Origin of the sequence: Streptomyces sp. NPDC046557 (genome assembly GCF_040645975.1) — a bacterium.
In the GTDB taxonomy this organism is placed as follows: Bacteria; Actinomycetota; Actinomycetes; order Streptomycetales; family Streptomycetaceae; genus Streptomyces.
In genome coordinates this window covers 397111-423002 of the sequence record NZ_JBEYZH010000001.1, presented here as the reverse complement: position 1 = coordinate 423002, position 25892 = coordinate 397111, and the positions used below count along the sequence as shown (strand labels likewise).

The 25892-nt window shown below is 72.7% G+C and carries 26 protein-coding genes; 12 read left to right on the top strand and 14 right to left on the bottom strand.

All coding sequences use genetic code 11. The features are described from left to right. Positions 1–14 precede the first annotated feature (14 nt). A complete protein-coding gene (locus tag ABZ934_RS02105) occupies positions 15–2411 on the bottom strand; it encodes an excinuclease ABC subunit UvrA (protein ID WP_361307535.1) in 2397 nt (798 codons plus the stop codon). A gap of 10 nt (positions 2412–2421) precedes the next feature. Then, positions 2422–3498: an LLM class flavin-dependent oxidoreductase gene (locus ABZ934_RS02100; protein WP_361307533.1), complete on the bottom strand. Its 1077-nt coding sequence runs from the start codon at positions 3496–3498 to the stop codon at positions 2422–2424. 65 nt (positions 3499–3563) lie between these two features. Between ABZ934_RS02100 and ABZ934_RS02095 the strand changes: the two genes are divergently transcribed. Further along, entirely contained in the window at positions 3564–4061 is a 498-nt protein-coding gene (locus tag ABZ934_RS02095; RefSeq protein ID WP_361307531.1) for a hypothetical protein, read from the top strand. A gap of 106 nt (positions 4062–4167) precedes the next feature. On the opposite strand, the gene ABZ934_RS02090 is transcribed toward ABZ934_RS02095, so the two are convergent. Further along, entirely contained in the window at positions 4168–4383 is a 216-nt protein-coding gene (locus tag ABZ934_RS02090) for a dodecin (protein ID WP_361307529.1), read from the bottom strand. 172 nt (positions 4384–4555) lie between these two features. Here ABZ934_RS02090 and ABZ934_RS02085 point away from each other — a divergent pair, with 172 nt between their 5' ends. From ABZ934_RS02085 to ABZ934_RS02075, 3 genes are all read left to right on the top strand, one after another. Next, positions 4556–5830, top strand: coding sequence for an extracellular solute-binding protein (locus tag ABZ934_RS02085; protein WP_361308673.1), 1275 nt, complete (start codon positions 4556–4558; stop codon positions 5828–5830). Between the two features lie 150 nt (positions 5831–5980). Continuing rightward, positions 5981–6757: a GNAT family N-acyltransferase gene (locus ABZ934_RS02080; RefSeq protein ID WP_361307527.1), complete on the top strand. Its 777-nt coding sequence runs from the start codon at positions 5981–5983 to the stop codon at positions 6755–6757. Next, positions 6754–7695, top strand: coding sequence for a lysophospholipid acyltransferase family protein (locus tag ABZ934_RS02075; protein ID WP_361307525.1), 942 nt, complete (start codon positions 6754–6756; stop codon positions 7693–7695). Before ABZ934_RS02080 ends, ABZ934_RS02075 begins: the two co-directional genes overlap by 4 nt. Here the strand turns inward: ABZ934_RS02075 and egtD are convergent. From egtD to egtA, 4 genes are read right to left on the bottom strand one after another with little or no spacing between them, the layout of a single operon-like run. Beyond that, complete coding sequence (gene egtD / locus ABZ934_RS02070) at positions 7578–8552, bottom strand: L-histidine N(alpha)-methyltransferase (RefSeq protein WP_361307523.1); 975 nt, start codon at positions 8550–8552, stop codon at positions 7578–7580. The genes ABZ934_RS02075 and egtD overlap by 118 nt on opposite strands. Next, positions 8549–9307 carry an ergothioneine biosynthesis protein EgtC gene (gene egtC / locus ABZ934_RS02065; protein WP_361307521.1) on the bottom strand — a complete coding sequence of 253 codons (759 nt, stop codon included), beginning with the start codon at positions 9305–9307 and terminating at the stop codon, positions 8549–8551. Before egtC ends, egtD begins: the two co-directional genes overlap by 4 nt. Continuing rightward, positions 9307–10623: an ergothioneine biosynthesis protein EgtB gene (gene egtB, locus ABZ934_RS02060; RefSeq protein ID WP_361307519.1), complete on the bottom strand. Its 1317-nt coding sequence runs from the start codon at positions 10621–10623 to the stop codon at positions 9307–9309. The genes egtC and egtB overlap by 1 nt, the downstream gene beginning before the upstream one ends. After that, positions 10620–11912 carry an ergothioneine biosynthesis glutamate--cysteine ligase EgtA gene (gene egtA / locus ABZ934_RS02055; protein ID WP_361307517.1) on the bottom strand — a complete coding sequence of 431 codons (1293 nt, stop codon included), beginning with the start codon at positions 11910–11912 and terminating at the stop codon, positions 10620–10622. The genes egtB and egtA overlap by 4 nt, the downstream gene beginning before the upstream one ends. Before the next feature lie 124 nt (positions 11913–12036). Between egtA and ABZ934_RS02050 the strand changes: the two genes are divergently transcribed. Beyond that, positions 12037–12864 (top strand): TIGR02452 family protein, encoded by an 828-nt coding sequence (locus ABZ934_RS02050; RefSeq protein ID WP_361307515.1) that lies wholly within the window; start codon positions 12037–12039, stop codon positions 12862–12864. 236 nt (positions 12865–13100) lie between these two features. Continuing rightward, positions 13101–14240, top strand: coding sequence for a hypothetical protein (locus ABZ934_RS02045; RefSeq protein WP_361307513.1), 1140 nt, complete (start codon positions 13101–13103; stop codon positions 14238–14240). A gap of 85 nt (positions 14241–14325) precedes the next feature. On the opposite strand, the gene ABZ934_RS02040 is transcribed toward ABZ934_RS02045, so the two are convergent. The 3 genes from ABZ934_RS02040 to ABZ934_RS02030 form a co-directional block, all read right to left on the bottom strand. Beyond that, positions 14326–14802 carry a type II toxin-antitoxin system PemK/MazF family toxin gene (locus ABZ934_RS02040; RefSeq protein WP_361307511.1) on the bottom strand — a complete coding sequence of 159 codons (477 nt, stop codon included), beginning with the start codon at positions 14800–14802 and terminating at the stop codon, positions 14326–14328. 63 nt (positions 14803–14865) lie between these two features. Then, complete coding sequence (locus ABZ934_RS02035) at positions 14866–15300, bottom strand: nuclear transport factor 2 family protein (protein WP_361308671.1); 435 nt, start codon at positions 15298–15300, stop codon at positions 14866–14868. 341 nt (positions 15301–15641) lie between these two features. Next, positions 15642–16337 (bottom strand): alpha/beta hydrolase, encoded by a 696-nt coding sequence (locus ABZ934_RS02030; protein WP_361307509.1) that lies wholly within the window; start codon positions 16335–16337, stop codon positions 15642–15644. 450 nt (positions 16338–16787) lie between these two features. Here ABZ934_RS02030 and ABZ934_RS02025 point away from each other — a divergent pair, with 450 nt between their 5' ends. The 6 genes from ABZ934_RS02025 (at position 16788) to ABZ934_RS02000 (ending at position 23647) form a co-directional block, all read left to right on the top strand. Beyond that, complete coding sequence (locus ABZ934_RS02025) at positions 16788–17765, top strand: LacI family DNA-binding transcriptional regulator (RefSeq protein ID WP_361307507.1); 978 nt, start codon at positions 16788–16790, stop codon at positions 17763–17765. 229 nt (positions 17766–17994) lie between these two features. Beyond that, positions 17995–19194: a thiolase family protein gene (locus ABZ934_RS02020; RefSeq protein ID WP_361307505.1), complete on the top strand. Its 1200-nt coding sequence runs from the start codon at positions 17995–17997 to the stop codon at positions 19192–19194. 140 nt (positions 19195–19334) lie between these two features. Continuing rightward, complete coding sequence (locus ABZ934_RS02015) at positions 19335–20774, top strand: aldehyde dehydrogenase family protein (protein ID WP_361307503.1); 1440 nt, start codon at positions 19335–19337, stop codon at positions 20772–20774. A gap of 81 nt (positions 20775–20855) precedes the next feature. Then, the gene (locus ABZ934_RS02010; protein WP_361307501.1) at positions 20856–21278 is read left to right on the top strand and encodes a thioredoxin family protein; all 423 of its coding nucleotides are present in this window, start codon (positions 20856–20858) and stop codon (positions 21276–21278) included. A gap of 42 nt (positions 21279–21320) precedes the next feature. Continuing rightward, complete coding sequence (locus ABZ934_RS02005) at positions 21321–22751, top strand: NAD(P)/FAD-dependent oxidoreductase (RefSeq protein WP_361307499.1); 1431 nt, start codon at positions 21321–21323, stop codon at positions 22749–22751. Between the two features lie 101 nt (positions 22752–22852). After that, positions 22853–23647, top strand: coding sequence for a metallophosphoesterase (locus ABZ934_RS02000; protein ID WP_361307497.1), 795 nt, complete (start codon positions 22853–22855; stop codon positions 23645–23647). Here ABZ934_RS02000 and ABZ934_RS01995 read toward each other — a convergent pair. The 4 genes from ABZ934_RS01995 to ABZ934_RS01980 form a co-directional block, all read right to left on the bottom strand. Next, positions 23620–23928 carry a DUF2087 domain-containing protein gene (locus tag ABZ934_RS01995; RefSeq protein WP_361307495.1) on the bottom strand — a complete coding sequence of 103 codons (309 nt, stop codon included), beginning with the start codon at positions 23926–23928 and terminating at the stop codon, positions 23620–23622. The two genes, ABZ934_RS02000 and ABZ934_RS01995, sit on opposite strands and share 28 nt — an antisense overlap. A gap of 136 nt (positions 23929–24064) precedes the next feature. Further along, the gene (locus ABZ934_RS01990) at positions 24065–24715 is read right to left on the bottom strand and encodes a hypothetical protein (protein WP_361307493.1); all 651 of its coding nucleotides are present in this window, start codon (positions 24713–24715) and stop codon (positions 24065–24067) included. Next, complete coding sequence (locus ABZ934_RS01985; protein WP_361307491.1) at positions 24712–25209, bottom strand: DUF6114 domain-containing protein; 498 nt, start codon at positions 25207–25209, stop codon at positions 24712–24714. The genes ABZ934_RS01990 and ABZ934_RS01985 overlap by 4 nt, the downstream gene beginning before the upstream one ends. Further along, complete coding sequence (locus ABZ934_RS01980) at positions 25200–25757, bottom strand: DUF6230 family protein (RefSeq protein WP_361308669.1); 558 nt, start codon at positions 25755–25757, stop codon at positions 25200–25202. The genes ABZ934_RS01985 and ABZ934_RS01980 overlap by 10 nt, the downstream gene beginning before the upstream one ends. Between the last annotated feature and the right edge of the window lie 135 nt (positions 25758–25892).

Sequence of the window (25892 nt, the reverse complement as noted above, 5' to 3'; positions counted from 1 at the left end):
GGCACCCCGCCGGCTCACCCCAGGGCCCGCGCCAGATAGCGCGCCGTGGCGCTGCCCGGGGTGCGCGCCACCTCGGCCGGGGTTCCGGCCGCGACCACCCGTCCGCCGTCCGCCCCGCCGCCCGGGCCCAGGTCGATCACCCAGTCCGCACCCGCCACCACCTCCATGTCGTGCTCCACGACCACCACCGAGTGCCCGGCGTCCACCAGGCCGTGCAACTGCCGCAGCAGAACCCGCACATCGGCCGGGTGCAGCCCCGTCGTCGGCTCGTCCAGCAGGTACAGCGTGTGGTCGCGGCGCACCCTCTGCAGCTCCGTCGCCAGCTTGATCCGCTGTGCCTCACCGCCCGACAACTCCGTCGCCGGCTGCCCCAGCCGCAGATAGCCCAGCCCGATGTCCTCCAGCGCCCGAAGGCTGCGCGCCGCCGCCGGGACCCCCGCGAAGAATTCCGACGCCGACTCCACCGTCAGGGCCAGCACCTCCGCAATGCTCAGCCCTTCGTAGCGGACCTCCAGGGTCTCGGGGTTGTAGCGCGCGCCCGCGCAGTCCGGGCAGGGGGCGTACGTACTGGGCAGGAAGAGCAACTCCACCGAGACGAAGCCCTCGCCCTGGCAGGTCTCGCAGCGGCCGCCCGGCACGTTGAAGGAGAACCGCCCCGCCTTCCAACCCCGCTCCCGCGCCTGTGGCGAGGCCGTGAAGAGCCGGCGCACCACATCGAACAACCCCGTGTACGTGGCGAGGTTGGAGCGCGGGGTGCGACCGATCGGCTTCTGGTCCACCTCCACCAGCCGCCGCACCGGGAACCGCGCGTCCGTGATCCGCTCCCCGACCTCCCCGGCCAGCGCCTGGCCGACCAGCGTGGACTTCCCCGACCCGGAGACGCCGGTGACGGCCGTGAACACGCCGAGCGGGAACTCCGCGTCCACGCCGCGCAGGTTGTGCCGCTCGATCCCGCTGAGCCGCACCGTACCCGTCGCGGTGCGCGCCGCCCGGGCCGGGGCCGACCCGCCCGGCCCGAACAGGTGCCGGGCCGTCGCCGACCGCGCCACCCCGGCCAGCGCGTCCGGCGGCCCGCTGTGCAGCACCCGCCCGCCGTGCTCCCCGGCCAGCGGGCCCACGTCCACCAGCCAGTCCGCGTGCCGCACCACCTCCATGTCGTGCTCCACCACGAACACCGTGTTCCCTGCCGCCTTGAGCCGGTCCAGTACGCCGAGCAGCGCCTCGGTGTCGGCCGGGTGCAGCCCCGCCGACGGTTCGTCCAGTACGTACACCACCCCGAACAGCCCCGACCGCAGCTGCGTCGCCAGCCGAAGCCGCTGCAACTCGCCCGCCGACAGGGAGGGCGCGCTCCGGTCCAGGCTCAAGTAGCCGAGCCCGAGTTCGGTGATCGGCCCGATCCGTGCCCGCAGGTCCTCGATGAGCACCCGCGCCGCCTCTCCGGCGGCGGGCGTGGAGGCCAGTACCTCGTCCAGGGCGGTCAGCGCCAGTGCCGCCAGCTCCGCGATCGTGCGCCCCGCGAAGGTCACGGCGAGGGCCTCGGGCCGCAGCCTGCGGCCCTCGCAGCGCGGGCACGGCGAGTCGGTGAGGAACTTCTCGGCGCGTGCGCGCAGGGTGGCGCTCTTGCTGTCGGCGAAGGTCCGCATCACATAGCGGTGGGCACTCATGTAGGTTCCCTGGTAAGGACGTTGGATGCGGTCGGCGTCCCGAACCGGGTGCACGGTGACCACCGGCTGCTCCTCGGTGAACAGGATCCACGCGCGGTCCTTCGCCGACAGCTCCCGCCAGGGCGCGTCCACGTCGTGGCCGAGCGCCTCCAGGATGTCCCGCAAATTCTTGCCCTGCCAGGCGCCCGGCCAGGCGGCGATGGCGCCCTGACGGATGGACAGGTCCGGGTCCGGCACCAGGAGTTCCTCGCTGGTGTGGTGGACGCGGCCGATGCCGTGACAGGACGGGCAGGCGCCGACGGCGGTGTTGGGGGAGAAGGAGTCGGAGTCGAGGCGTGCCGCGCCCGGCGGGTAGGCGCCCGCACGGGAGTACAGCATCCGCAGGGAGTTGGACAGCATCGTCACCGTGCCGACCGAGGAGCGGGACCCGGGGGAGGAGCGCCGCTGTTCCAGCGAGACGGCGGGCGGCAGTCCCGTGACGGAGTCCACCTTGGGGGCGCCGATCTGGTGGATCAGCCGCCGGGCGTACGGGGCCACGGACTCGAAGTACCGACGCTGGGCCTCGGCGTAGAGCGTGCCGAAGGCGAGGGAGCTCTTGCCGGAGCCGGAAACACCGGTGAAGACGGTGAGCGCGTCGCGCGGGATGTCCACATCGACGCCGCGCAGATTGTGCTCCCGGGCCCCCCGCACCCGTACGTAGGGGTCGTGGGCGTGGGTGTGGGTCTGCGGAGCGGTCTGCGGGTGCATTCGTCCCAGTTTAGGGGGCGCCACCCTCCGCGGCCCCGCCCGCCCCTCCGGCACCCGCGCCCGTCCCTCCGGCCCCCGGCCCTCCGGCCCCCCTCCCGTGCAGGCCCGCGAGCCGGGCCAGCCGGGTGAACGAGTCCAACAGCGCCGTACGGTCGTACGTGGACGTCGTGACCAGCAGCTCGTCGGCGCCCAACGCCCCGGCGACCTCCGTCAGCTCCGCCGCGACCTGCTCCTCGCTGCCGTGGACGTGCCCTTGCAGCGCGCCCTCGTACAGCTCGCGCTCCTTCGCGGTCATCTCCAGCGCCCCGATCTCCTCGGCCGGGCGCAGGGGCGGGAAGGAGCCCCGGGTGCGCGAGTAGGCGAGGGACCAGGCCTCCGGGAGCAGGATCCGCCGGGCGGCCTCCTCGGTGGCAGCGACCGCCACCGTCCCCGAGACCACCACGTACGGCCGCGCGCCCCAGGGGGAGGGCCGGAACTCCTCGCGGTACGCCGCCACGGCCTGGGCCACCCGGCCGCGGGCCCGCAGGTCGCCCACGACCACCGGCAGCCCGGCCCGTGCCGCGATCCGCGCGCCCTCGCCGGTGGCCAGTACGTACGCGGGGACCCGCAGCCCCTCGGCCGGTCGGGCGTGCACCTCCGGGTGGGCCCGCTGGGTCCCGTCGATCCAGCCCAGCAGCTCGGCGAGTTGTTCCTCGAACCGGTCCGCGTCCCTGGTGTCCCGGCCCAGGGCCCGCCGGATCCCGTCGGTGAAGCCGACCGAGCGGCCCAGGCCCATGTCGACGCGACCGGGGAACAGGGCCTCCAACACCCCGAACTGCTCGGCGACGACCATCGGCCGGTGGTTGGGCAGCATCACCCCGCCCGTACCGACCCGGATGCGCCGGGTGGAGGCGGCCACGGCGGCGGCCAGCACGGTCGGCGCGGAACCCGCGACGCCCGGCACGCCGTGGTGCTCGGACACCCAGAAGCGGTGGTAGCCGAGCCGCTCCGCCGCACGGGCGAGGTCCACGGTGTCCCGCAGAGCCTGCGGGGCGGGGTGCCCCACGCGCGTGCGGGACCGGTCGAGTATCGAGATTCTCGGGATCACACACTGCTCAACGTCCGCGGACCGCCAGGATTCCCGAAGCCGGGAGAGGCCTCTACGCTTGCGCCATGTCCCTTGAGAGCGCCGCTCGTCGGCCCCTGGCCGTCTTCGACATCGACAACACCCTGTCCGACACCGACCACCGCCAGCACTTCCTGGAGCGCCGTCCGCGCGACTGGGACGGTTTCTTCGCCGCCGCTCCGGCCGATCCGCCGCTCGCGCGCGGGGTGGCCCTGGCAGTGGAGAGCGCGGCCGACTGCGAGGTGGTCTACCTGACCGGGCGGCCGGAGCGCTGCCGGGCGGACACGGTCGAGTGGCTGGCATGGCACGGACTGCCGGAGGGCCGGCTGTGGATGCGGGGCGACCGGGACCGCCGCCCCGCCCGGGCGACGAAGCTGGAGGTGCTCGGCCGGATCGCCCGGGGGCGGGAGGTGCGGATGCTCGTGGACGACGACGAACTGGTCTGCCGGGCGGCCCGGGAGGCGGGCTTCCGCGTGGTGCTCGCCGACTGGGCGGCGGACGCGCCGGAACTCACCACCGCCCAGGAGACCGAGGGCCGCACCTGACGCGCCGCCGGGCCGTACCTGACGTTCCACCTGGCCGCCTCCGACGCGGGGCCGCACGGCGTGGTCCGGTCCGCCCGCCCACCCTTTCGGCCGCCGTCGGCTCCCGTCAGTCCTCGTCGTCGAGCCGGAAGCCCACCTTCAGGCCCACCTGGTAGTGGGCGACCTCGCCGTTCTCGATGTGCCCGCGCACCTGCGTGACCTCGAACCAGTCCAGGTTGCGCAGCTTCGCGCCCGCTCGCGCGATCCCGTTGCGGATGGCCTGATCGATGCCCTCGTGGGAAGTGCCGACGATTTCGGTCACCCGGTACGTGTGCTGGGACATGGGCGTCTCCCGACAGTGGTCGCTGTTGTCTGGTTCCACGGTGCCCCAGTAACTCCGCTCCCGCGAACTTTGCGTGAACAGTCCCGAGGCGGAAGGTCTTGACCAGCCCATTGGTCCATGCCAATTTTCAAGCCATCTGAGATCCGTCCCCAGAAGGTGACTTTCCGTGAAGATGCGCTTCCTCGCCCTGTGCACCGCCCTCGCGGCCGCGACCGCCCTCTCCGGCTGCACCGGGTCGGCCGGATCGGAGGCGGGGCCCGAAAAGGTGACGCTGTGGCTCATGAAGGGAAGCGCGTCGGACGACTTCATCGCCAAGTTCACCGCCGACTTCGAGAAGGAACACCCCGACATCGACCTCGTCGTCAAGATCCAGGAATGGACCGGCGTCGTCGACAAGGTCAACGCCGTCCTCGAAGGCAAGAGCAAGGAGAACGCCGACGTCATCGAGGTCGGCAACACCCAGGTCGCCCAGTACGTGGAGACCGGCGGGCTGCGCGAACTCACCCTGGAGGGACTGCGCGCCTGGGGCAGCAACGACTGGCTGCGGGGCCTGTCCGATCCCGGCAGTGTCGACGGAGCCCAATACGGCGTCCCCTGGTACGCGGCCAACCGTGTGGTCATCTACAACAAGGACCTCTTCGCGAGCGCCGGCATCAAGAGCGCCCCCAAGACCCGCCAGGAATGGCTCGCGGCCACCCAGAAGCTCGACAAGGGGGGCAAGGGCGAACCGGGCGGTCAGCAGGGCATCTACCTGCCCGGCCAGAACTGGTACGTCCTCGCCGGCTTCATCTGGGACGAGGGCGGCGACCTCGCCGTGGAGAACAGCGGCGAATGGTCCGGCGCCCTCGACGACGACAAGGCCCTGTCCGCGATGGAGTTCTACAAGCAGCTCCAGAGCCTGGGCGACGGCCCCAAGGACGCCGACGAGGAAACGCCCCCGCAGTCCCAGGTATTCGCCCGGGGCCAGGTCGCCCAGATCATCGCCCCGCCCGGCCAGGCCCGCGAGATCGAGGCGGCCAACCCCGCGCTCAAGGGCAAGCTCGGCTTCTTCCCCATCCCCGGCAAGACCTCCGAGAAGCCCGGCGCCGTCTTCACGGGCGGCTCCGACCTGATCATCCCGGAGAAGACGAAGCGGCGCGCCCAGGCGGTCGACGTGATCACCGCGCTGGTCAGCGAGAAGTGGCAGACCGAACTCGCCACCACCATGAGCTACGTGCCGAACAAGACGACCCTCGCCCACGTCGTCGAGGGAAACGAGGGCGCCGCAGCCATGGCCACCGGCGCCGCCCAGGGCCGCGCCACCCCGAACTCCGCGCACTGGGCCGACGTCGAGGCCAAGAACCCGATCAAGCCGTTCATGACGGCCGTCCTCACCGGCCAGGACCCCAACCGGGCGGCGGCGACCGCGTCCGACGCGATCGGCAAGATCCTGAGCAGCCGACGCTGAGGCCGCCACACCGTCCGAGCACCGAGTTCAGCGTCCGCACATCCCGCCGCCGCTGAGGGGTCATGTCGAATCCAGCCGGTCACGGAAGAAGTAAAGGAGCCAGGCCGCCAACCCGCCGGCCCGGCCACCGTGCCCGGATCAGGAGCAGTCATGACCATCGCCCCCCTGTCCCCGACCACCCTCGCACCCCCCGCCACCACCCCCCGGTACGCCGTCCGCCTCGCCCGCGACGAGGACGAGGTGCGCGCCGCCCAGCGGCTGCGCCACCTCGTCTTCGCCGGAGAGTTCGGCGCCCGCCTGGACGGCCCCGAGCCGGGCATCGACGCCGACGCCTTCGACGCCTACTGCGACCACCTCCTGGTGGTGGACGAGAACACCGGACAGGTCGTCGGCACCTACCGGCTGCTGCCCCCGGAACGCGCCGCGATCGCCGGCCGCCTCTACTCCGAAGGCGAGTTCGACCTGACGGCGCTGGACCCCATCCGCCCCGACCTCGTCGAAGTCGGCCGCTCCTGCGTCCACCCCGACCACCGCAACGGCGCCGTCATCGCCCTCATCTGGGCCGGCCTCGCCCGCTACATGGACCGCTCCGGCCACAACTGGCTCGCCGGGTGCTGTTCGATCCCGCTGGCCGACGGCGGGCTGCTGGCCGCCGCCACCCGCGCCAACGTCCTCACCCGCCACCTCGCGCCCGAGGAGTACCGGGTCACCCCGCACCTCCCCTGGACCCCCGAAGGCATCGCCTTCCCCGACCGCACGAAACTGCCCCCGCTGCTGCGCGGCTACCTGCGCCTGGGCGCCTGGGTCTGCGGCGAGCCCGCACTCGACGCCGGGTTCGGCAGCGCAGACCTGTACGTCCTGCTCTCGCTGCGCCGCACCAACCCGCGCTACCTCAACCACTTCCTCTCGCTCGCCCCGGGCGCATGAGCGGCTGGCTGCCCACCGCGCCCTGCACTCCCGAAGCCTGCGCGGCCCACGAGGGGCGGGCGGCGAGCATTCCGCACGCGGTGGCGCGTCTCGCCTGCGCCGCCGCCCTGACGCTGCTCGCGGTCCTGACCGCCCCGCCGGTCAGGCTGCTGCCGCAACGCCTCCGCCACGCCCTCGTCCGGGCCTGGGCGGCGGCACTGCTGCGGGCCCTGGGGATACGGATCACCGTGCACGGCAGCCCGGGGCCGGACGGCGGCCGACTGATCGTCGCCAACCACATCTCCTGGCTGGACATCCCCCTCGTCGCCGCCGTCCTGCCCTCCCGGATGCTGGCCAAGAGCGAGATCGGCGCCTGGCCCGTACTCGGTCGCCTCGCCGCCCGGGCCGGAACCCTCTTCATCGAACGCGACCGGATCAGGGCCCTGCCCCACACCGTCGACACCCTCACCCGGTCCCTGCTGGCCGGGGACCGGGTCACCGTCTTCCCCGAAGGGTCCACCTGGTGCGGACGAGCCCAAGGACCCTTCCGGCGGGCAGCGTTCCAGTCGGCCCTGGACGCCCGGGTGCCCGTACAACCCGTACGGCTCGCCTACCGGTCGGCGGCCGACGGGCGCCTCGCCGGGGCGCCCGCCTTCGTCGGGGACGATCCGCTGACCGCCTCCCTGTGGCGGATCGCCCGCGCCCGCGGGATACGGGCCGAGGTGCGGCTGCTGCCGCGCATCCCGCCGGGCCGGCACCCGGACCGACGGGACCTCGCGAAGGCCGCTCAGGAAGCCGTCCGCTGCGACACCGGGCAACCGACGCTGCCCGGCATCCGCACTCAGCCCTCCAGGCCGTCGGCCACCGACAGGGACAGCGCGAAACGCCCCTCCGCGTCCGTCCACCAGCGGGTCAACTCCAGCCCGGCGGCGGCCAGCTCCCGCCGTACGCCCTCCTGACGGAACTTCGCGGAGATCTCCGTGAGGATCTCCTCACCCGCCTCGAAACGCACCACCAGGTCCAGGGCCCGGATCTTCACCACCACCTCCGACCGGGCCCGCAACCGCATCTCGATCCACTCCTGCTCCCGGTTCCACACCGCCACGTGCGCGAAGTCGGCAGTGTGGAAATCGGCGCCCAACTCCCGGTCGATCACGGCCAGCACGTTCTTGTTGAACTCCGCCGTCACCCCCTGGGCATCGTCGTAGGCGGCCACCAGCACCGCCTCGTCCTTGACCAGGTCCGTCCCCATCAGCAAGGCGTCACCCGGCGACAACATCGCCCGCACCGACGCCAGGAACGCGGCGCGCTCCGGCGGCCGCAGGTTCCCGATCGTGCCGCCCAGGAACACCACCAGCCGGGGACCGCCCGACTCCGGCAGGCGCAGCGGGCGCGTGAAGTCCGCCAGGAGGGCGTGCACCCGCAACCCCGGGTGCGCGGCGAGCAGCGTCTGCGCCGCACCCCGCAGGGCGCTCTCGCTCACGTCCACCGGAATATACGTCTCCAGCTCGGGCAACGCCTCGATCAGGTGCCGGGTCTTCTCCGAGGAGCCGGAACCCAGCTCCACGAGCGTGCGCGCGCCCGTTTCCGCGGCGATCTCCCGGGCCCGCCCCAGGAGGATCTCCCGCTCGGCGCGCGTCGGGTAGTACTCGGACAACCGCGTGATCTCCTCGAAGAGTTCACTGCCCCGGGCGTCGTAGAACCACTTGGGCGGCAGCTCCTTCGGCGAGCGGGTCAGGCCGCCGCGCACGTCCGCCCGCAGCGCGGTGTCCGCCGAGTGCTCGTCGAGGGTACGGGTCAACTGGAAGTCACTCACGACAGGCTCTCCTTGAGCGGGGTCAGGTCGACCCGGGTACGGGTGGCGGTCAACAGGGTGCGATCGGCTACCTCGATCCAACGGCTGTCGTCGTCATACGGCTCGGACGCCACGACCGTGCGCCCGGCCGCCGGATCGGACAGGTACCAGAGGGAGTCGCCCCACGCGGTCGCGGCGATGCCCGTGCCGTCCGTCAGCAGCAGGTTCAGCCGGGAGCCCGGGGAAGCGGCCGCCAACTCCCGCACCGGCCCGGCGAGCGCCTCGCCGAGACCGTCCCCCTCCCGCAGGCGGCGCAGTACCAGCGCCCAGATCAACGCCGAATCGGTGCGCGCGGCCAACTGGAGCAACTCGTGCGGCGGCAGCCCCGCGGCCAACGGGGCCGCCGCGTCCGGCCAGTCGCGTATCGCCCCGTTGTGACTGAACAGCCACGGCCCCGACGCGAACGGCGAGGCGGCGGCCTCACCGTCCGCCCCGGCCAACGTGGCGTCCCGTACGGCGGCCAGCACCGCCGCGCTGCGCACCACCCGGGCCAGGTCCGCGAAGGTCAGATCGCCCCAGACCGGGCCGGAGCGCCGGTAGCGGGCCGGAACCGGATCCCCCTCCGCGTACCAGCCGACTCCGAAGCCGTCGGCGTTGATCGTGCCGAACCGCTGGCGGCGGGGCGCGTAGGACTGTCGGACCAGGGAGTGCTCGGGCTCGCTCAGCAGCCGGGCCAGGCACACCTCCGGCCCCAGATAGGCCAGGTGACGGCACATCAGGCCCCACCGCCGCGCGCGGTCCGGAAGCCGGCGAAGATCTGCCGGCGCACCGGCAGGTCCCAGTTGCGGAACGTGCCCCGGCAGGCCACCGGGGCCACGGCGAAGGACCCGCCCCGCAGCACCTTGTGCTCCGGGCCGAAGAACACCTCCGAGTACTCCCGGTACGGGAATGCCCTGAACCCCGGGTACGGGAGGAAGTCCGAGGCGGTCCACTCCCACACGTCGCCGATCAACTGGCGCAACCCGAGCGGGGAGGCGCCGGCCGGATAGCTGCCCGCCCGGGCGGGGCGCAGATGGCGCTGGCCCAGGTTGGCGTGGGCGGGCGTCGGGTCGGCGTCGCCCCACGGGTACCGGGTGGAGCGCCCGGAGCGCGGGTCGTGGCGGGCCGCCTTCTCCCACTCCGCCTCCGTGGGCAGCCGGCGTCCCGCCCAGCGGGCGTAGGCATCGGCCTCGTACCAACTCACGTGCAGCACCGGCTCGTCGTCCGGGACGGGTTCGGTGACGCCGAACCTGCGGCGCAGCCAGATCCCGCCCTCCCGGTGCCAGAACAAGGGCGCCTCGATCGCGTGCGCGCGGATCTGGTCCCAGCCCTCGGCAGCCCACCAGCGGGGCTCCCGGTAACCGCCGTCCGCCATGAACGCCTGGTAAGCGGCATTGGTGACGGGCGCCGTGTCGATCCAGAACGGTGCCACCTCGCGGACGTGCGCGGGCCGTTCGTTGTCCAGGGACCAGGGCTCAGCCGACGTCCCCATCGTGAACGGACCACCGGGTACGAGGACTTCCGCCGCCGCCGGCGGAGGCCCCTGGGGCGGACCGGGGTCGGGCGCGGTGAGTACCGGGGCGCCGCGCCGCAACTGGTGGGTGATCAGCATCGTTTCGTCGTGCTGCTGTTCATGCTGGGCGATCATGCCGAAGGCGAAACCGTCGTCCAGCAGCGGGGTGCCCTCCAGCGGAGTGCGCTCCAGCAGGTCGAAGACCCGGCCCCGCACCTCCGCCGCGTACCGGCGGGCCTCTTCCGGCCCCAGCAACGGCAACTTCGGCCTCTCCGCACGCGGGTGTTGGAAGGCGTCGTAGAGCGGGTCGATCTCCGGGCGCATCGACTCGCGTCCGTCCACCCGGCGGAGCAGCCAGAGCTCCTCCTGGTTCCCGATGTGCGCGAGGTCCCAGACCAGTGGCGACATCAACGGCGAGTGCTGCGTCGTGAGGTCTTCGTCGGTCACGGCGTCGGTCAGTGCGGCGGTACGGGCCCGGGCCGCGGTCAGCTCCGCGGCCGCCCGTTCACGTGACGCGGCGGGATGGGATTCGGTGGTCACGATCGCGGTTCCTTCCCGGCGGGCTGCCGCTCGTCCAAATCGTCGGCCGGACAGCGGCCGCGCCGTACGTAGCGCTCGGTGAAGGCGCCGACCATGTCCTGTACGTGGGAACTCGCGCCCAGCCGCGGCAGCGCCTCCCCGGCCGCCGCGAAGCAGGCGACGGCGGCCGCACGCAGATCGGGGTCGGCCGGTCCCAGCCGGGCGGCGGTCAGCCACAGCGGATTGCGGGGCGCGTGCCGGCCCCCGTACGCGTCCGCCAGCGCCTTCACCACCCGGTAGGCGGTCTCGGCCGCCTCTGGGTCGTCGAACAGCGCGTGTGTGACGGCCACCGGGACCAGCCAGCCGTCCTCGCCCGGCTGCGCGTCGATCATCCGCAGCTCCAGGTGGCCGCGCGGCCGGACCGGCGGGAACAGGGTCGTCAGGTGGTAGTCCAGATCCGCCGGGGTGGGTGGCCTCGGCCCCCCGGTGCGCAGCCAGTCGCGGAACGTCAGCCCACCCGGGACCTCCCACGACGGATCGGCTGAGCACACGCACATCACCTCGGTGTCCAGCGCGTGCCGGGCCCAGGCGGCGCGGGGCTCCACATCCAACGGCGGGGCGAGCGCCCGCCGCGCGTCGATGTCGCCCCAGATCCCCTGCCGCGCGCACCGCCACCCGGCGTACGGACCCTCGCGCGCGGGCGAGTTGGCGAACGACGCCACCAGCACCGCGCCCAGCAGGTGCGCCAGCCGCCACCGCCGGCCGTGCCCGAGCGGGCCCGGCTCCTCCAGTCCGGCGTCCACACAGACCTGCACGGACGCGGAGGCGCGCATCATGGCGCGCCCGGCCGGGCCCGTACGGTCGAAGTAGCGCTCCATAGCCCGGTACCGGGGGCTGTCGAGGAGACGGCGGTAGGGGCTGCGCGGGTCGCGGCCCAGCCCCTGTAGGACCAGGCCCCGCTCACGCAGCGCGCCCCGGACGGCCGCCAGGTCGGCCTGTAGCCCGTCCACGCAGGCGGTGAGGGAGTCGGCGGGGGCGGAGCTGAGCTCCAGCTGTCCGCCGGGCTCGACGGTGAACCGGGACCGCAGTGGCAGGGAGCCCGCCGCGTCGTGCGCCGCGGTCAGCCGGTCGGCGTCCAGCGGCAGCCAGGGGCGCTCGGCGTCCACCACCAGCCATTCGAGCTCGGCGCCGAGCAGGCGCGGCGGACCGGTCTTGAAGCAGATGCCGTGGATCAGTTCCTCGGCGGTGGCTTCGGTCAGGGGGGAGTCGGCAGGGGGCTGGCAGGGTGGAGCGGGTGAGTCCTGGCGCATGACGGGAACCTCATCTCCTGTCGTCGGCCGTCCATGTCGACGGCTCGGATGTCACCCGTGCCTACCCGCCCGCGCGGGACAAAAATCCCTTGCCGCGTCCGCTCCAGCACCGCAGGATCACGGCGTGAGCAGCAGATTGCGTGAGATCGCGCGGCACAACTCGGCGATCCTGGCGGCCGGCGGTTACCGGACGCCCTCCGGACGGCAGATCTCCCTGGCCGCCGCCCTGGCGGAAGCGAAGGCAGGAACCAGGATATATGGGCCAAACCAGGTCATTCCAGATGAGGAATCGCTGACCGGCACCGGCCGGACCACCATCGAGGTCACGGGGGAGAGCAGCACGGTCGCCGCCCGTAGGCTCGCCGCCCACCGCGACGCGGAGCCCGCCGTCGCCGTCCTCAACTTCGCCTCGGCCCGCAATCCCGGCGGTGGATACGTCCGCGGGGCCAAAGCCCAGGAGGAAGCGCTGTGCCGCGCCTCAGCTCTCTACGAGACCCTGCTGGAGGCGCCGGACTACTACGAGACGCACCGCGCCGGCCGCAGCACCTTCTACACCGACCGGGTGATTCACTCGCCGGGGGTCCCCGTATTCCGCGATGACCGGGGCGACCTGCTGGAGGCGCCCTTCCGGGTCGGATTCCTCACCTCCCCGGCGCCGAACGCGGGCACCATCCGCCGCCAGGAGCCGGAGCGCGCCCCCGAGATCCCGGCCGCCCTCGCCCGGAGGGCCGAGCGGGTGCTGGAGGTCGCCGCACTGCACCGCTACCGGCGGCTGGTACTGGGCGCCTGGGGGTGCGGGGTGTTCCGCAACGACCCGGCGGAGGTGGCGGGGGCCTTCCGGGGGCTGCTCGCCGGGCGCTTCGAGGCCGTCTTCGAGCATGTGGTGTTCGGGATCCTCGACCGTGATCCGGGGCCGCGGGCGGCCTTCGAGCGGGCCTTCGCGGGGCTCTGACCACGGGGCGGGCGCGGTCCGCGCGGCCGTCGGCGTGGAGCACGGTGAGAAGCGGCCACCATTCGTATGAATTTCCGGAGGGTCCGTACGCAGGTACGGGAACACGCCGGGATCCATGGGCTACCCCTGTCACGTCATGACGGCGCCCCTCACTTCCCTCCCACTCCACTCCACCACGGCTGGACGCAGGACGACGGCGCGGGGGCCCGCCTGGGTACCGAGAGGAAGACAAGCGAATGAAGAAGCGTCTCGTGCTCGCCGGATCCGCTGTGGTGGCAAGCCTGGGCCTGGGCATCGCGGCAGTTCCGGCCGTGGCCCAGCCCCTGACCCTGAACGTGCGGTGCGGTGACATCGCAGGACTCATCACCGCCGTCACACAGGCGAACAGCAATCCCGACGGCGGCACGATCTCACTGGCCCACCGCTGCGTCTACCGCTTCACGGCCGGCATCGGTGACAGCGCGCTGCCGCCCATCACCAGCCGGGTCACCATCAAGGGCGAGGACTCGACCCTGATGCGGTCCACGGTCGTGCCCGGCTTTCGGCTGCTGAACGTGGCGCCGACCGGTTACCTGACGCTGAAGGGCATCGTCGTCAACGGAGGCAACTCCGACAACGGCGGTGGCATCTACAACGCGGGCACACTGCTGCTCGAAGACACCACCGTCTCCGGAAACCACGCGGCCCTCAACGGCGGTGGCATCTTCAACAACAACGGCCATGTCACCGCGGTCGACAGCAGGATCCTCAACAACATCGCCGTCACGCTTCAGGGCGGCGGCCTCTACAACTCCACGAACGGCAACGTCACCCTGAAAAAGACGACCGTCGCGGGCAACACGGCCAACACCGACGGTGGCGGCGTCGAGAACGGCGGCACGCTCCGGGTCCTGGACCACAGCGTATTCACGCACAACGAGGCATTCGAACACGATGGCGGTGCCATCGACAACGACGGCATCACCACGATCAGCGACAGCCGGTTCATCGCGAACTGGGCGGACTACGACGGTGGCGCCGTCAACAACACCCCCGGTGCGTCGCTGGAGGCCCGCGAGACGGTCTTCGAGCTGAACAAGGCGGGCCGCGACGGCGGTGCGATCAACAACCTCGGCGTCGCCACCCTGGAGCGAATCAAGGTCGAGAAGAACTCCGCCGGCCGGGACGGCGGTGGCATCAACAACGGACCGGCGAGCGCGCGCGTACCCGCCATCCGGCTCACGCTCACCCGCTCCCTCGTCGTTGAGAACCGGGCGGCGGAGGACGGCGGCGGCATCAACAACGCCCTGAACGCGCTCGTGGAGCTCAGGGACACCAAGCTCAACCACAACCTGCCCACCAACTGCGCCGGCAACGTCGCGCACTGCGTCGGCTGACCGCAACCCCATCGGCTCCGACAGACGGCCGGGGCCCCGCCCGAGCAACGGGCGGGGTCTTCCCGCCACCTGACGACCCGCCCGACTACCGCCAGCCGTAGCGCTCCCGCAGCCGGTTCACCACGAGCTGGAACCGGTCCCGGTCCAGCGCGCACGCCTCCCGACGCATGCCCGACTCGTGCACCCGGAGCACCCGGTCCACATCCACCCAGGACTCCCGCCCCGCGCCGTCCCACGGCCCGGTGCCGATCGGCACCCACTCGCGGTCGTGGTCGTGCCGCTTGCTGGACAGCCGCACCGCGAGCAACGTCCGGCGACCCGCCTCACGCGCGACCACCAGCACGGGCCGGTCCTTGCCGCGCCCGTCGTTCTCCTCGAAGGGGACCCAGGTCCAGACGATCTCGCCGGGGTCGGGGTCGCCGTCCTTGTCGGGGGCGTACTCGGTGCGGACCGGGCCGATGGCGTGCGGATCGGCCTCGGAGGTGGCGGTGAGCCCGCCGCGGCCGGGCTGGTCGACCTGATCGTTGCCGGCGCCGCCGGCGTGGTGCGAAAGTGCCGTCATGCGGGTGAGATTACTGCTTCGTGCCCAGGGGTGAGGACGCCGACGGTCGCCGCGCCCTACGCCCTATACGGCCGGGACCAGACCGTCGGCCACCAGCCCGGCCAGTACCGCTTGGCCCAAGGCATGCACGGCGGACTGGGGGCGGACCATCACCGTGATCTCCTTGATCCGCTCGTCCGCGTCGAGGTGCAGCAGATCGATGCCGTGGATCTGCTTCCCGTCCACCGTGGCCCGGAAGACCAGCACCGCGGCGGGGGCATCGCCGGCTCCGGCCGGCTCAGGGGCGCTGCTCTCGGCGGCGCCGTCCAGTCGGCCGACGTAGCGGAAGTCCTGGAAGGTGCGCAGCAGTACGCCGAACAGCGCGATGACCGTCGCCTTGCCTTCGAACGGCGTGAACTTCACTGGGCTGTAGAGCCGTACGTCCTCGGTGAACAGCTCCCCCAGGGCGGTCAGGTCGCGGTCGTCGACGGCGGAGCGGAAGCGGTCGGCGGTGGTCATGGGCGTCGTGGGCGCCATGGGTACACACTCCTCGATGTGATGAGCCATCGCGACCATCATGGCCAAGGGGACGCGCGGGCGGGGGTTTTGGGGGCAGTGTTCCGGTGGGGCGGTGTCGGGAGGTGCTGGGGGTGTCCCGTCGGTCCACCGTCCTTTCGTGTCGTGCCGGCCCGTCAAGGGCGCGCCTCCTCCTCCCTCGTCGTCGCGTCGCTGCGCGATGGCCTTCGGCCACCCTTGACCGCCCGGCCCGCCCCGAAACGCCAAAGACTGCCGGAAAGCCCCCAGCACCTCCTCGAGACCGCCCCGCCGGAACCCCGCCCCCGAAACCCCCGCCTCGCCCGCTAGATCCACCCCTCCAGCGATGCCATGAACGCCTCGAAGTCGTCCCGGTGGATGGTGTGGCCCGCGCCCGGGACCGGGCGGACTTCGAAGCCCCGTTGCCGGAGGAGCGTCGCGCGTTCCGGTGAGATCAAGAAGCTCGGGTCGGCGATCTGGACCAGGGACGGGACGACCGGGGCCGCCGGGAGGAGGTCGCTGGTGGAGAGTTCCGCCAGGGACGAGGCCGTGGCGTCGTCCCACGCCGCCAGGGTCTCCAGCTCGATCTCCACGTCGACCTCGTCCCAACGCGGGTTCATCTCCCGCACCCGCTCCTTGCTCGCCAACGCCTTGAACCGCGCGAACACCTCCGGTCCGAACCCCTCCGCCGAAGCCAAGTACCAGGCCGGGTCGGAGAAGACGGCACGCTTCGGCTTGAGTCGATCCACCGCCAGTGACAACGTGAGGCCACCGAGGGAATGGCCCAGCGCGAGGTCGGCGCCGGTGGGCAGGGTTTCGACCACGTCGTCGGCGAAGAGGCGGGGGCTGTACTCGCCCCGCCCGCTCGCACCGTGGCCCCGTAGGTCCACGGCGATGACCCGATAGCCGCGATCGGCGAGGGCGGGAGCGACGCGGCGCCAGGTCCGGTGGTCGGCCATCATGCCGTGGATGAGGAGGGCGGTCCGGTCGCCGTCGCCCCATGTCCGCGTGTGCAGTTTCACGGTGGTGCTCTGCTTTCTGGTCGTCGGTCTTCTTGTCGTCAGCGTCAGTCGGCAGTGTCGTAAGAGTCGTAAATACCGGAAGTGAACCTCGTCAATCAGGGCAGGACGGCAGGACGGCAGGACGCCGGACGGACGGCACGACGCCCGGACCGCAGAAACTCACCGCACCCCTCGGATTGGCCCGATGTGCGGGGATCGGCCGCGGCGTTGCCGGTGCCGGGGGAGGAAAGGGCCACGGTGCCCTCCTGGGCGGGGAGCGGTTACACGTGTCAATAAAGCGCGTAACCACTGTGTAGCATTCGTTTCACGCCATCCGCTAGACCCCGTGCCCGACCGGTCTGGAAAGATTCCAGGGCAATGCCTCAGTCACCGAACACCCCATCAGCGAACAACCCATCAGAGAACCCGCACTCAGCGGGCACCCCGTCAGCGGGCGGTCCGGCCGCCCCCGTGCCGACCAGCGCCGACGTCGCCCGCCTCGCCGGCGTGTCGCGCGCGACGGTCTCGTACGTACTGAACAACGCGGAAGCCGTACGCATCAGCGAGCCGACCCGCCGCAAGGTCCGCGAGGCCGCCGAGGAGCTGGGATACGTCCCGCACGCCGCCGCGCGCAGCCTGCGCGCCGGGCACACCCGGATCGTGCTGCTGCCGACCTCCGACGTGCCCGTCGGGCCGCTCTACAGCGCGTTCCTCAACGAGCTCCAGTGGGCCCTGCGGCGCCTCGACTACACCGTGGTGCAGTACGGCAGCCTCGGCCTCACCGGTGACGAGGCCGCCCGCGCCTGGGCCGAGCTGCGCCCGGTCGCGGTGATCTCGCTCGGGGCGATCGCCCTCTCCGCGCACAACGTGGCCACGCTCAAGCGGGCCGGGGCCCGGGCGGTGATAACGCTGGGGCCCGAGCGGGTTCCCGGGGCGCACGCGCTGGTCATGGACCAGGCGGAGGTCGGCGCCCGGGCGGCCGCCCACCTGGTCGAGCGGGGCCGGCGCCGGATCGGGGTGATCGTTCCCGAGGAGGAGGGGCTGGGGCTGTTCTCCGGCCCCCGGTTGGCCGGCGCCCGGTCGGTGGCGTCCGCCGAGGTGGAGCCGTTGCCCTTGGCCTACACCGAGGAGTCGGCCGCTGCGCTCGCGGGCCGCTGGCGGACGCTCGGGCTGGACGCGGCCTTCGCGTACAACGACGAGTACGCGATGCTGCTGATGCGGGCCCTCCAGGACGCCGGTCTGCGCGTGCCCGAGGACGTGGCCGTCATGGGCGCCGACGACCTGCTGCTCGGGCGGCTGCTGCGGCCCCGGCTCAGTACCGTGCAGATCGAGATGCCCACCGGCGACCACTTGGCCGCCCTGGTGGACCGCGCGGTCAGGGATCCTTCCCGGATCACCGAGCGGCACGACCTGATGGCGGCCGTGGCGGTCCGGCGCGAGTCCACCTGAGCGCCGCCCCGCCTCCCTCCCAGCCCTTCCGCACCTCCGACCCCTTCGCCACCTTCCACCTCCCGCACAGCTCCCACCCCCCTTGCCTCCCGACAGGCCGTTGACAGGCGGTGATCGGCGGACGGAGACTGCGGGCGCGCCCCATCCGGGCGTGCCCGGCGCCGTGCGCCGGCGTCGACACCGGCGCCGCCGCGGCACCGCCCGTACGGATCCGCCCAGGAGAGACCCCATGAGCATCCGCACCGTCCGCGACGTCTACGTCGTCGACGCCGTCCGCACCCCGATCGGCAAGTTCGGCGGGGCGCTCGCCGGCGTCCGCCCGGACGACCTGGCCGCCCACACGGTGCGCGCGCTGGTGGACCGTACGCCCGATCTCGACCCGGCACGCATCGACGACGTCGTCTTCGGCGACGCCAACGGGGCGGGCGAGGACAACCGGGACGTCGCGCGCATGGCGGTGCTGCTCGCCGGACTGCCCGTGTCCGTCCCCGGGGTCACCGTGAACCGGCTCTGCGGGTCCGGCCTGGAGGCCGTGATCCAGGCCGCCCGCGCCATCGCGCTCGGTGACGCCTCCGTGGCCATCGCGGGCGGCGTGGAGTCGATGTCCCGTGCGCCGTGGGTGGTGCAGAAGCCGGAGCGCGCCTTCCCGGCCGGGCACCAGCAGATGTGGTCCACCACCCTGGGGTGGCGGATGACCAACCCCCGGATGCCCGCGGAATGGACGGGCTCGCTCGGCGAGGGCGCCGAACTCGTCGCGGACAAGTACGCCGTCACGCGCGAGGCGCAGGACCTGTTCGCGCTGGAGAGCCACCGCAAGGCCGCGGCCGCCTGGGCCGAGGGGCTCTACGCGCCGGAGGTCGTCCGGTACCCGGGCGTGGACCTCGTACGGGACGAGTCGATCCGCGAGGGTTCCACCCCGGAGGCGATGGCCCGGCTGAAGCCCGCGTTCCGTACCGACGGCTCCGGCACCGTCACCGCGGGCAACGCCTCGCCGCTGAACGACGGGGCGGCGGCCCTGTTGCTGACGGACGAGGCGGGGCTCGCCGCCACCGGCCGGGAGCCGCTGGCCCGGATCAGCGCGAGCGCCGTCACGGGGATCGAGCCGCAGCTCTTCGGGCTCGGTCCGGTGGAAGCCGTCCAGCGGGCGCTCACCAAGGCCGGCCGGGGGCTGAACGACCTGTCCGTGCTGGAACTCAACGAGGCGTTCGCCGCACAGGCGTTGGGCTGTCTGGCGGCCTGGCCGGAGCTGGATCCGGCGGTGGTCAACCCGCGCGGCGGTGCGATCGCGATCGGGCACCCGCTCGGCGCTTCGGGCGCCCGGCTGGCCGGCTCGGTCGCCCACCAGCTCGCGGCGGCGGGCTCCGGTACGGGGTTGGCGGCGCTGTGCATCGGTGTCGGGCAGGGGATCGCGCTGGTCCTGGAGCGCTGACCCTCGTGCTGGGCCGCCTGTCGATCATTTCCGGTCAAGGTGGCGCCGCAACTGCCCAATAACTGAACAGAAGTGCCGCCCCGGGTCTGGCACGATGGCGCGTGCCGCCCCCCGCTCCCCAGACCCGGAGGCCCCGCGCCATGCCGCTCCTCGACCCGACGCTCTGGCAGGACGGACCCACCCTGACCGGCGGCGCCGCCCCGGTCGTCGAACCCGCGACCGGTCGCACCCTCGCCACCCTCGACCTCGCCGCGCCCGTCGACGTCGCGGAGGCCGCGGTACGGGCCGGGGCCGCGCAACGCGACTGGGCGCGGGCCACCCACCTGGAACGGGCGGCCGTGCTGCGCCGCGCCGGGGACCTGTTCGGGGCCCACGCGGACGAGCTGCGGGACTGGCTGGTGCGGGAGTCGGGCTCCGTACCCGGCAAGGCGGACTTCGAGTTGCACGTCGCCGCGCAGGAGTGCTACGAGGCGGCCGCCCTCGCGTCGCGTCCCACCGGTCAGGTCCTGGCCGGGGAGGCGCCCCGGCTCTCCTTCACCCGCCGGGTGCCGGCCGGGGTCGTCGGGGTCATCGCCCCGTTCAACGCGCCGCTGATCCTGTCGATCCGGTCGGTGGCGCCGGCCCTCGCGCTGGGCAACGCGGTGCTCCTCAAGCCCGACCCGCGCACCGCCGTCTGCGGCGGCATCGCCTTGGCCGCGGTGTTCGCCGCTGCGGGGCTGCCGGCGGGGCTGCTGCACGTGCTGCCCGGCGGGGCCGCGACGGGAGCGGCCGTCGTCGCCGATCCCCGCGTACGGGTGGTGTCGTTCACCGGCTCGACCGCCGCCGGGCGATCCGTAGGCGAACTGGCGGGTCGTCACCTGACGCGCGCGCACCTGGAATTGGGTGGCAACTCGGCGCTCGTCGTGCTGGAGGACGCCGATGTCGAGGCCGCCGTGGCGCAGGCCTCCTGGGGCTCCTTCTTCCACCAGGGCCAGATTTGCATGACGGCCGGGCGCCACCTGGTGCACGCCTCGCTGTACGACGAGTACGTCGAGCGGCTCGCCGCGCGCGCGGAGGCGCTGGCGGTGGGTGACCCGTACCGCGAGCAGGTGCACCTGGGGCCGCTCATCGACCGGGGCCAGGTGGAGCGGGTCCACGCCCTGGTCGAGGCGAGTGCCGAGCAGGGCGCCAAGGTGGTGGCGGGCGGCACCCACCAGGACCTGTTCTACCGGCCGACGGTGCTGGCGGGGGTGTCCGACGACTGCCCCGCCTACGCTGAGGAGGTCTTCGGCCCGGTGGCGCCCGTACGGTCCTTCGCTACGGAGGACGAGGCGGTGGCGCTGGCCTCGGCGGGACCGTACGGGCTCTCCCTCGGGATCGTCACGCGCGACGCCGCGCACGGGCTCGACCTTGCCGACCGCATCCCGACCGGTATCGCCCACGTGAACGACCAGACCGTCAACGACGAGGCCGTCGCCCCCTTCGGCGGGGTCGGCGCGTCGGGCACGGGGGCCCGCTTCGGCGGCGAAGCGAACCTGGACGCCTTCACCGAACTCCGCTGGACCACGGTCCGCTCGACGGCGCCCGCCCACCCGTTCTAGGGGGCCGCCCCCCGTCGCGGAATGCACGGGGCGGATAGTTCGTTCACGCAGGACAACCGGCTAGCAGGAGGTCTGGACACCGTGGCGACAGTCGAGCTCACCAAAGAGAACTTCGACCGGACGGTCAGCGACAACCCGTTCGTGCTGATCGATTTCTGGGCGGGCTGGTGCCGGCCCTGCCTGCAGTTCGCACCGGTCTTCGAAAAGGTGTCGGAGGCCAACCCGGACCTGCTCTTCGCGAAGGTGGACACCGAGGCGCAGCAGGAGCTGGCCGGGGCCTTCCAGATCACCTCCATCCCGACGCTGATGATCGTCCGGGACCAGGTGGCGATCTTCGCGCAGCCCGGCGCGCTCCCCGAGGCGGCGCTGACCGACCTCATCGCGCAGGCCCGCGCCCTGGACATGGACGAGGTCCGGGCGAAGATCGCCCCGTCGGACCGGCCGGAGGCACAGGGCGACGAGGGGGCGGGTGAGCCGGGAACGTCCGGCACGCCGGAGGTCTGACATTTCCCGCCGCCGCCCCAGCCCCGCGGCGACACTGGCCGCATGACTGAAGCGGTGGAGTACGACGTGGTGGTGCTCGGCGGGGGACCGGCGGGCGAGAACATCGTGGACCGGACCCGGGCCGCCGGGCTCACCACGGCCCTGGTGGAGAGCGAGCTCGTGGGCGGCGAGTGCTCGTACTGGGCCTGCATCCCGAGCAAGGCGCTGCTGCGCCCGGTGCTGGCCCGGGCCGATGCGCGCAGGGTCCCCGGCCTGGCGGGAGCCGTCGGGGGCCCCCTCGACGCGGAGGCGGTGTACGCGCACCGCGACTACTGGACCGGGAACTGGAAGGACGACGGCCAGATCGACTGGCTCGACTCCGTCGGCGCCCACGTGTACCGCGGCCACGGCCGGCTCTACGGCATCCGCAAGGTCGCCGTCACCAGCCCCGAGGGCGAACACCACGTCCTCACGGCCCGCCACGCCGTGGTGATCGCGACGGGTACCCGGGCCGTGATCCCCCGGCTTCCCGGGATCGTCGGGGCCCGCCCGTGGACCAGCCGGGAGGCGACCTCCGCCCGTCAGGCGCCGGGGCGGCTGCTGATCGTCGGTGGCTCAGTGGTCGCCGCCGAGATGGCCACCGCCTGGCAGGCCCTCGGCTCCCGCGTCACCGTCCTCGTACGGGGCTCGGGACTGCTGCCGCGCATGGAACCGTTCGCCGGGGAACTGGTCGCCGAGGCGCTGCGCGAGGCCGGCGCGGAGATCCGTACGGATGTCGCGGTGGAGGCGGTCGTACGGGACGGGGCGACCGGGCCCGTGACCGTCGTGCTGGAAGGCGGCGAGACCGTCGAGGGCGACGAACTGCTGATGGCGACGGGCCGCGCCCCGCGCACCGACGACATCGGGCTGGACACCGTGGGCCTGGTGCCCGGCGAGTGGATCGGTGTCGACGACAGCTGCCGGGTCCCCGGCCACGACTGGCTCTACGCCGTCGGTGATGTCAACCACCGCGCGCTCCTCACCCACCAGGGCAAGTACCAGGCCCGGATCGCCGGCGCCGTCATCGCCGCCCGTGCGGCGGGCCGGGAGGCGGCCGACACCGGCCCGTGGGGCGCCCACACCGCCACCGCCGACACCGCCGCCCTCCCGCAGGCGGTGTTCACCGACCCCGAGGCCGCTGCCGTCGGCCTGACCCTGGCCGAGGCGCAGAAGGCGGGCCACCGCGTCCGCGCGGTCGACTACGACCTCGGGAAGGTCTCCGGCGCCGGCCTGTACGCCGACCCGTACCCGGGCCGGGCCCGGATGGTCGTCGACCTGGACCGCGAGGTGCTGCTCGGCGCCACCTTCGTCGGCCCGGGCGCGGCGGAACTGCTGCACGCGGCCACCATCGCGGTCGCGGGGGAGGTGCCGATCAGCCGGCTGTGGCACGCGGTCCCGGCGTTCCCGACCGTCAGTGAGATCTGGCTGCGGCTGTTGGAGACGTACCGGGGCTGACAGCGGGGGAGTCGGGAGCCGCCGGTGATCAATTGGCCCTGGAAGGAGGTCGGCGCGGGCCGGTTGAATGGCGGTACCGACGAACGAAGGAGCCACCGTCCGTGATAGTGATCGCACACCTCAGCGATGTCCACTTCGACGGCGACGCGCGGGCCACCGACCGCGCCCGCCTCGTGATGGAGTACCTCGACGGCCTGCCGTACGACCTCGACGCGGTGCTCGTGAGCGGTGACATCGCCGACCACGCCGCCCCCGAGGAGTACGACGTGGCCCGCAAGGTGCTGCGCTCGCGCCACCCGCTCATCGTCTGTCCCGGCAACCACGACGAGCGGATCGCCTTCCGGCGGGGTCTGCTCGGGGCGGCGGAAACGGCGGCCGAGTCGGAGAGGGAGACGGAGCGGGCGGCGGAGCCGGTGGACCAGGTGGTGCGGGGCGACGGCTTCGTCCTCGCCGTGTGCGACTCCTCCGTCCCCGGCGAACACCACGGTTTGCTGGCGGAGTCGACGCTCGAATGGCTGGAGGGGGTCCTGACCGAAACCCCGCGCGACGTCCCTGTCCTGGTGGCCTTCCACCACCCGCCCGTCACCCTGCACATTCCGTACGTGGACGGCATCCGCCAGTTCGGCGAGGAGCGCCTCGCGGCGCTCGCCGAACGGCACCCGCACCTCAAGGCGTTCCTGTGCGGTCACGCCCACACCGGGGCCGCCACGACCTTCGCGGGCCGGCCGCTGCTGGTGGCGCCGGGCGTGGTGTCCACGACGCGGCTGCCGTGGGAGGCGCGGAGCGGTGCCGACGAGCACCTACACCTCGACGAGCCGCCGGTCGTCGCGTTCCACGTCCTGGGCGAGGACGGACGACTGACGACCCATTACCGGGTCGTCGTGGACCGCCGGTAGCTGCTGCCGTCCCGGGTGCGGGTGAGGTGGCCCGAGGTGATCAGGTACCGCCGCAGGGCCGAGCAGTCCTCGTACACCGTGCGCAGCGCGTCGTTCACCTCGGGCTCGGTGTACTCCCGACCGGGGGTGAAGAGGTTTTCGGCGAGGTGGACGAGCAACTGCTCGCGCCGGGCCGCCTTGCGCGGAATGGCGGTGAGGCGGCCGTGGGAGAAGAGGTCTTCGACGCCGAGCGGTGGGGTTCGGGTGCTCCGCGACGTGTTCTGTACCGTGCTCTGTGACATGCCGTGCAGCTTCGCGCGGGAGTGTCGGGCGCGCAACGCAATTGTCGGTGCCGGGAGTCGGCCCCTCGGCCCGCCGCTCCCGGACGTCTCCGGGACCGGCGGGCCGCCTGTGCGTGGGGCTCAGGGATGCATGGGCTCAGGGGGCGACGGTGATCTGCTGCGCGGGGTCGGTGGTGTCGGTGACCTTGTAGACGGCGTTGAAGGTGGAGGAGGTCGCGCTCGTCGGGCAGCCGAACCCGCCCGTGACCGTGACCGGCACCGAGGCGTTGGTGAAGGTCAGACCGGACGGGGCGCCGTTGGCCCAGGCGCCGCCGACGCTCGCCGGGCCGCCCGGGGCGGCCGTGACCGTACAGGTGGCCAAGCCGCTGGTGTGGACGACGAGGCCGCCGGTCGGCACGGTCATGGTCGCGGTGACGGGCGAGCCGTTCTGCATGGACACCGACCAGGCGCCGCTGGTGGTGACCGTCGGGGTCACGCCGGGCATGCTCGACGTACAGGAGCTGTACGTGGGAGCGGAGATCGGCGAGGAGACGGGCCCGGCGGCGTTGTGGTTGCCGGGGGCGGCCGGCACCGTACCGGTGGAGACGGAGACCGAGCAGGTCACGGTGACCGACCCGGCCTTGAGCGTGGCCTTGCCGCTGAGGGTGGCCTTGAAGGCGTGCCCGGCCGGCGTGACGGTGGTCGACCCGGCCAGCGGTAACGGTGCGGCGGTCGCGGAGGCGGAGGCCACCGTCAGGGCGGCTGCGGCGGCCATGCCGAGGGCGAGCGCGGTGCGCGTACGGCTCATGGCTGTACTCCTTGGGAATCGTGGTGCGGGGTGGGGGAGCGGGTGGGGTCCGCCGGTGCGTCCCGGGTGGGGATGGGATCCCGGGAAGCGGTGGGGTCCGCGGCCTCGGTGGTGTCCGGGGCGCGCGGGGCGGCGTACGGCTGCCAGGCGAAGATCAGGCCGCCGCCGAGGATGCCGAGCAGGGTGCCGATCAGGAAGCCGCCGAGGTTCGACAGCACCAGGGCGGCGGTGGCGATCAGGGTGGTGAGGACGCCTGCGAGGGTGCGCTGTTGAGGGGCGAACCACGCCGTGAGCCCGAGGACGATCATGACGATCCCCATCAGGACGGACGGGATGCCCGCCACCCCCTGTTGGAGCATGATCTTCAACGGTGCCAGCGGCAGGACGCAGATCCAGGCCCCGGCCGCGACGGCGGCCAGGCCGCCCCAGAAGGGTCTGCCGCGCCGCCAACGCCGCCACCCCCGCCACGACGGTCGGTGACGGCTCAGAAGCATTCCTTCTTCCCCTTGCTGATGTCCATGCTCAGCCCGGAGAGTTTGAACGTGCCCGCGTTGGTGGCCCAGGCGGTCTGGTGCAGATCGGTGATGGCGACGGTGTCGGCCTGCTGGGCGAACAGGTCCTGCATGCCCACCGCCTCCGCCGGCCCCTTGTCGAGGGTGGAGGCGTCGCGGCCGATCTCGATGTTGCTGAACACGGCGTCGCCGGAGAGCTGGGTGGCGTCGACGAACAGGTTGCTCGCCTCGACCGGGTTCTTCCGCCCCGCGGTGAGGTTGAGCGAGATGTCCCCGATGAGGGGGAGGGTGGTCACCACCGACTGGCAGAGGCTGTGGAGTTTGGCCTCCTTGATGGCGGTCACCGCCACGGGGATCAGGTCTTGGCGGGCGTTGACGTCCACGCTGCCGTACTGGGCGAAGCCCTCGCCCTCCAGGCTCTTAGCCGACACCTTGAACTGCTGCCCGGAGACGGCGAAGGAGGCGGCGAGCGCGCCTTGGGCGAGAGCGATCCCGAGGCCTGCGGTCACGGCCACGGCGGGCACGGTCAGCAGGGCGAACCGCCGCCAACGGACCCGTCCGGTGCCCCTTCGGTCGTCCTCGCCGGCGGGGCCCTCGGTGCCGGGTGGTTCGGATAAGTTCGGTGAGCTTGCCATGAGATCGTCCCTGTATCTCGGCTGTGCACC

Excerpts from the sequence above, each read along its gene's own strand:
- ABZ934_RS02045 (WP_361307513.1), top strand. The coding sequence starts at position 13,101 with ATGAAGAAGCGTCTCGTGCTCGCCGGATCCGCTGTGGTGGCAAGCCTG.
- ABZ934_RS02020 (WP_361307505.1), top strand. The coding sequence starts at position 17,995 with ATGAGCATCCGCACCGTCCGCGACGTCTACGTCGTCGACGCCGTCCGC.
- ABZ934_RS02005 (WP_361307499.1), top strand. The coding sequence starts at position 21,321 with ATGACTGAAGCGGTGGAGTACGACGTGGTGGTGCTCGGCGGGGGACCG.
- egtC (WP_361307521.1), bottom strand. The coding sequence starts at position 9,307 with ATGTGCCGTCACCTGGCCTATCTGGGGCCGGAGGTGTGCCTGGCCCGG.
- ABZ934_RS02080 (WP_361307527.1), top strand. The coding sequence starts at position 5,981 with ATGACCATCGCCCCCCTGTCCCCGACCACCCTCGCACCCCCCGCCACC.
- ABZ934_RS02105 (WP_361307535.1), bottom strand. The coding sequence starts at position 2,411 with ATGCACCCGCAGACCGCTCCGCAGACCCACACCCACGCCCACGACCCC.
- ABZ934_RS02085 (WP_361308673.1), top strand. The coding sequence starts at position 4,556 with ATGCGCTTCCTCGCCCTGTGCACCGCCCTCGCGGCCGCGACCGCCCTC.
- ABZ934_RS01985 (WP_361307491.1), bottom strand. The coding sequence starts at position 25,209 with ATGCTTCTGAGCCGTCACCGACCGTCGTGGCGGGGGTGGCGGCGTTGG.
- ABZ934_RS02075 (WP_361307525.1), top strand. The coding sequence starts at position 6,754 with ATGAGCGGCTGGCTGCCCACCGCGCCCTGCACTCCCGAAGCCTGCGCG.
- ABZ934_RS02015 (WP_361307503.1), top strand. The coding sequence starts at position 19,335 with ATGCCGCTCCTCGACCCGACGCTCTGGCAGGACGGACCCACCCTGACC.
- egtA (WP_361307517.1), bottom strand. The coding sequence starts at position 11,912 with ATGCGCCAGGACTCACCCGCTCCACCCTGCCAGCCCCCTGCCGACTCC.
- ABZ934_RS02035 (WP_361308671.1), bottom strand. The coding sequence starts at position 15,300 with ATGACCACCGCCGACCGCTTCCGCTCCGCCGTCGACGACCGCGACCTG.
- ABZ934_RS02095 (WP_361307531.1), top strand. The coding sequence starts at position 3,564 with ATGTCCCTTGAGAGCGCCGCTCGTCGGCCCCTGGCCGTCTTCGACATC.
- ABZ934_RS01995 (WP_361307495.1), bottom strand. The coding sequence starts at position 23,928 with ATGTCACAGAGCACGGTACAGAACACGTCGCGGAGCACCCGAACCCCA.
- ABZ934_RS02090 (WP_361307529.1), bottom strand. The coding sequence starts at position 4,383 with ATGTCCCAGCACACGTACCGGGTGACCGAAATCGTCGGCACTTCCCAC.
- ABZ934_RS01990 (WP_361307493.1), bottom strand. The coding sequence starts at position 24,715 with ATGAGCCGTACGCGCACCGCGCTCGCCCTCGGCATGGCCGCCGCAGCC.
- ABZ934_RS02040 (WP_361307511.1), bottom strand. The coding sequence starts at position 14,802 with ATGACGGCACTTTCGCACCACGCCGGCGGCGCCGGCAACGATCAGGTC.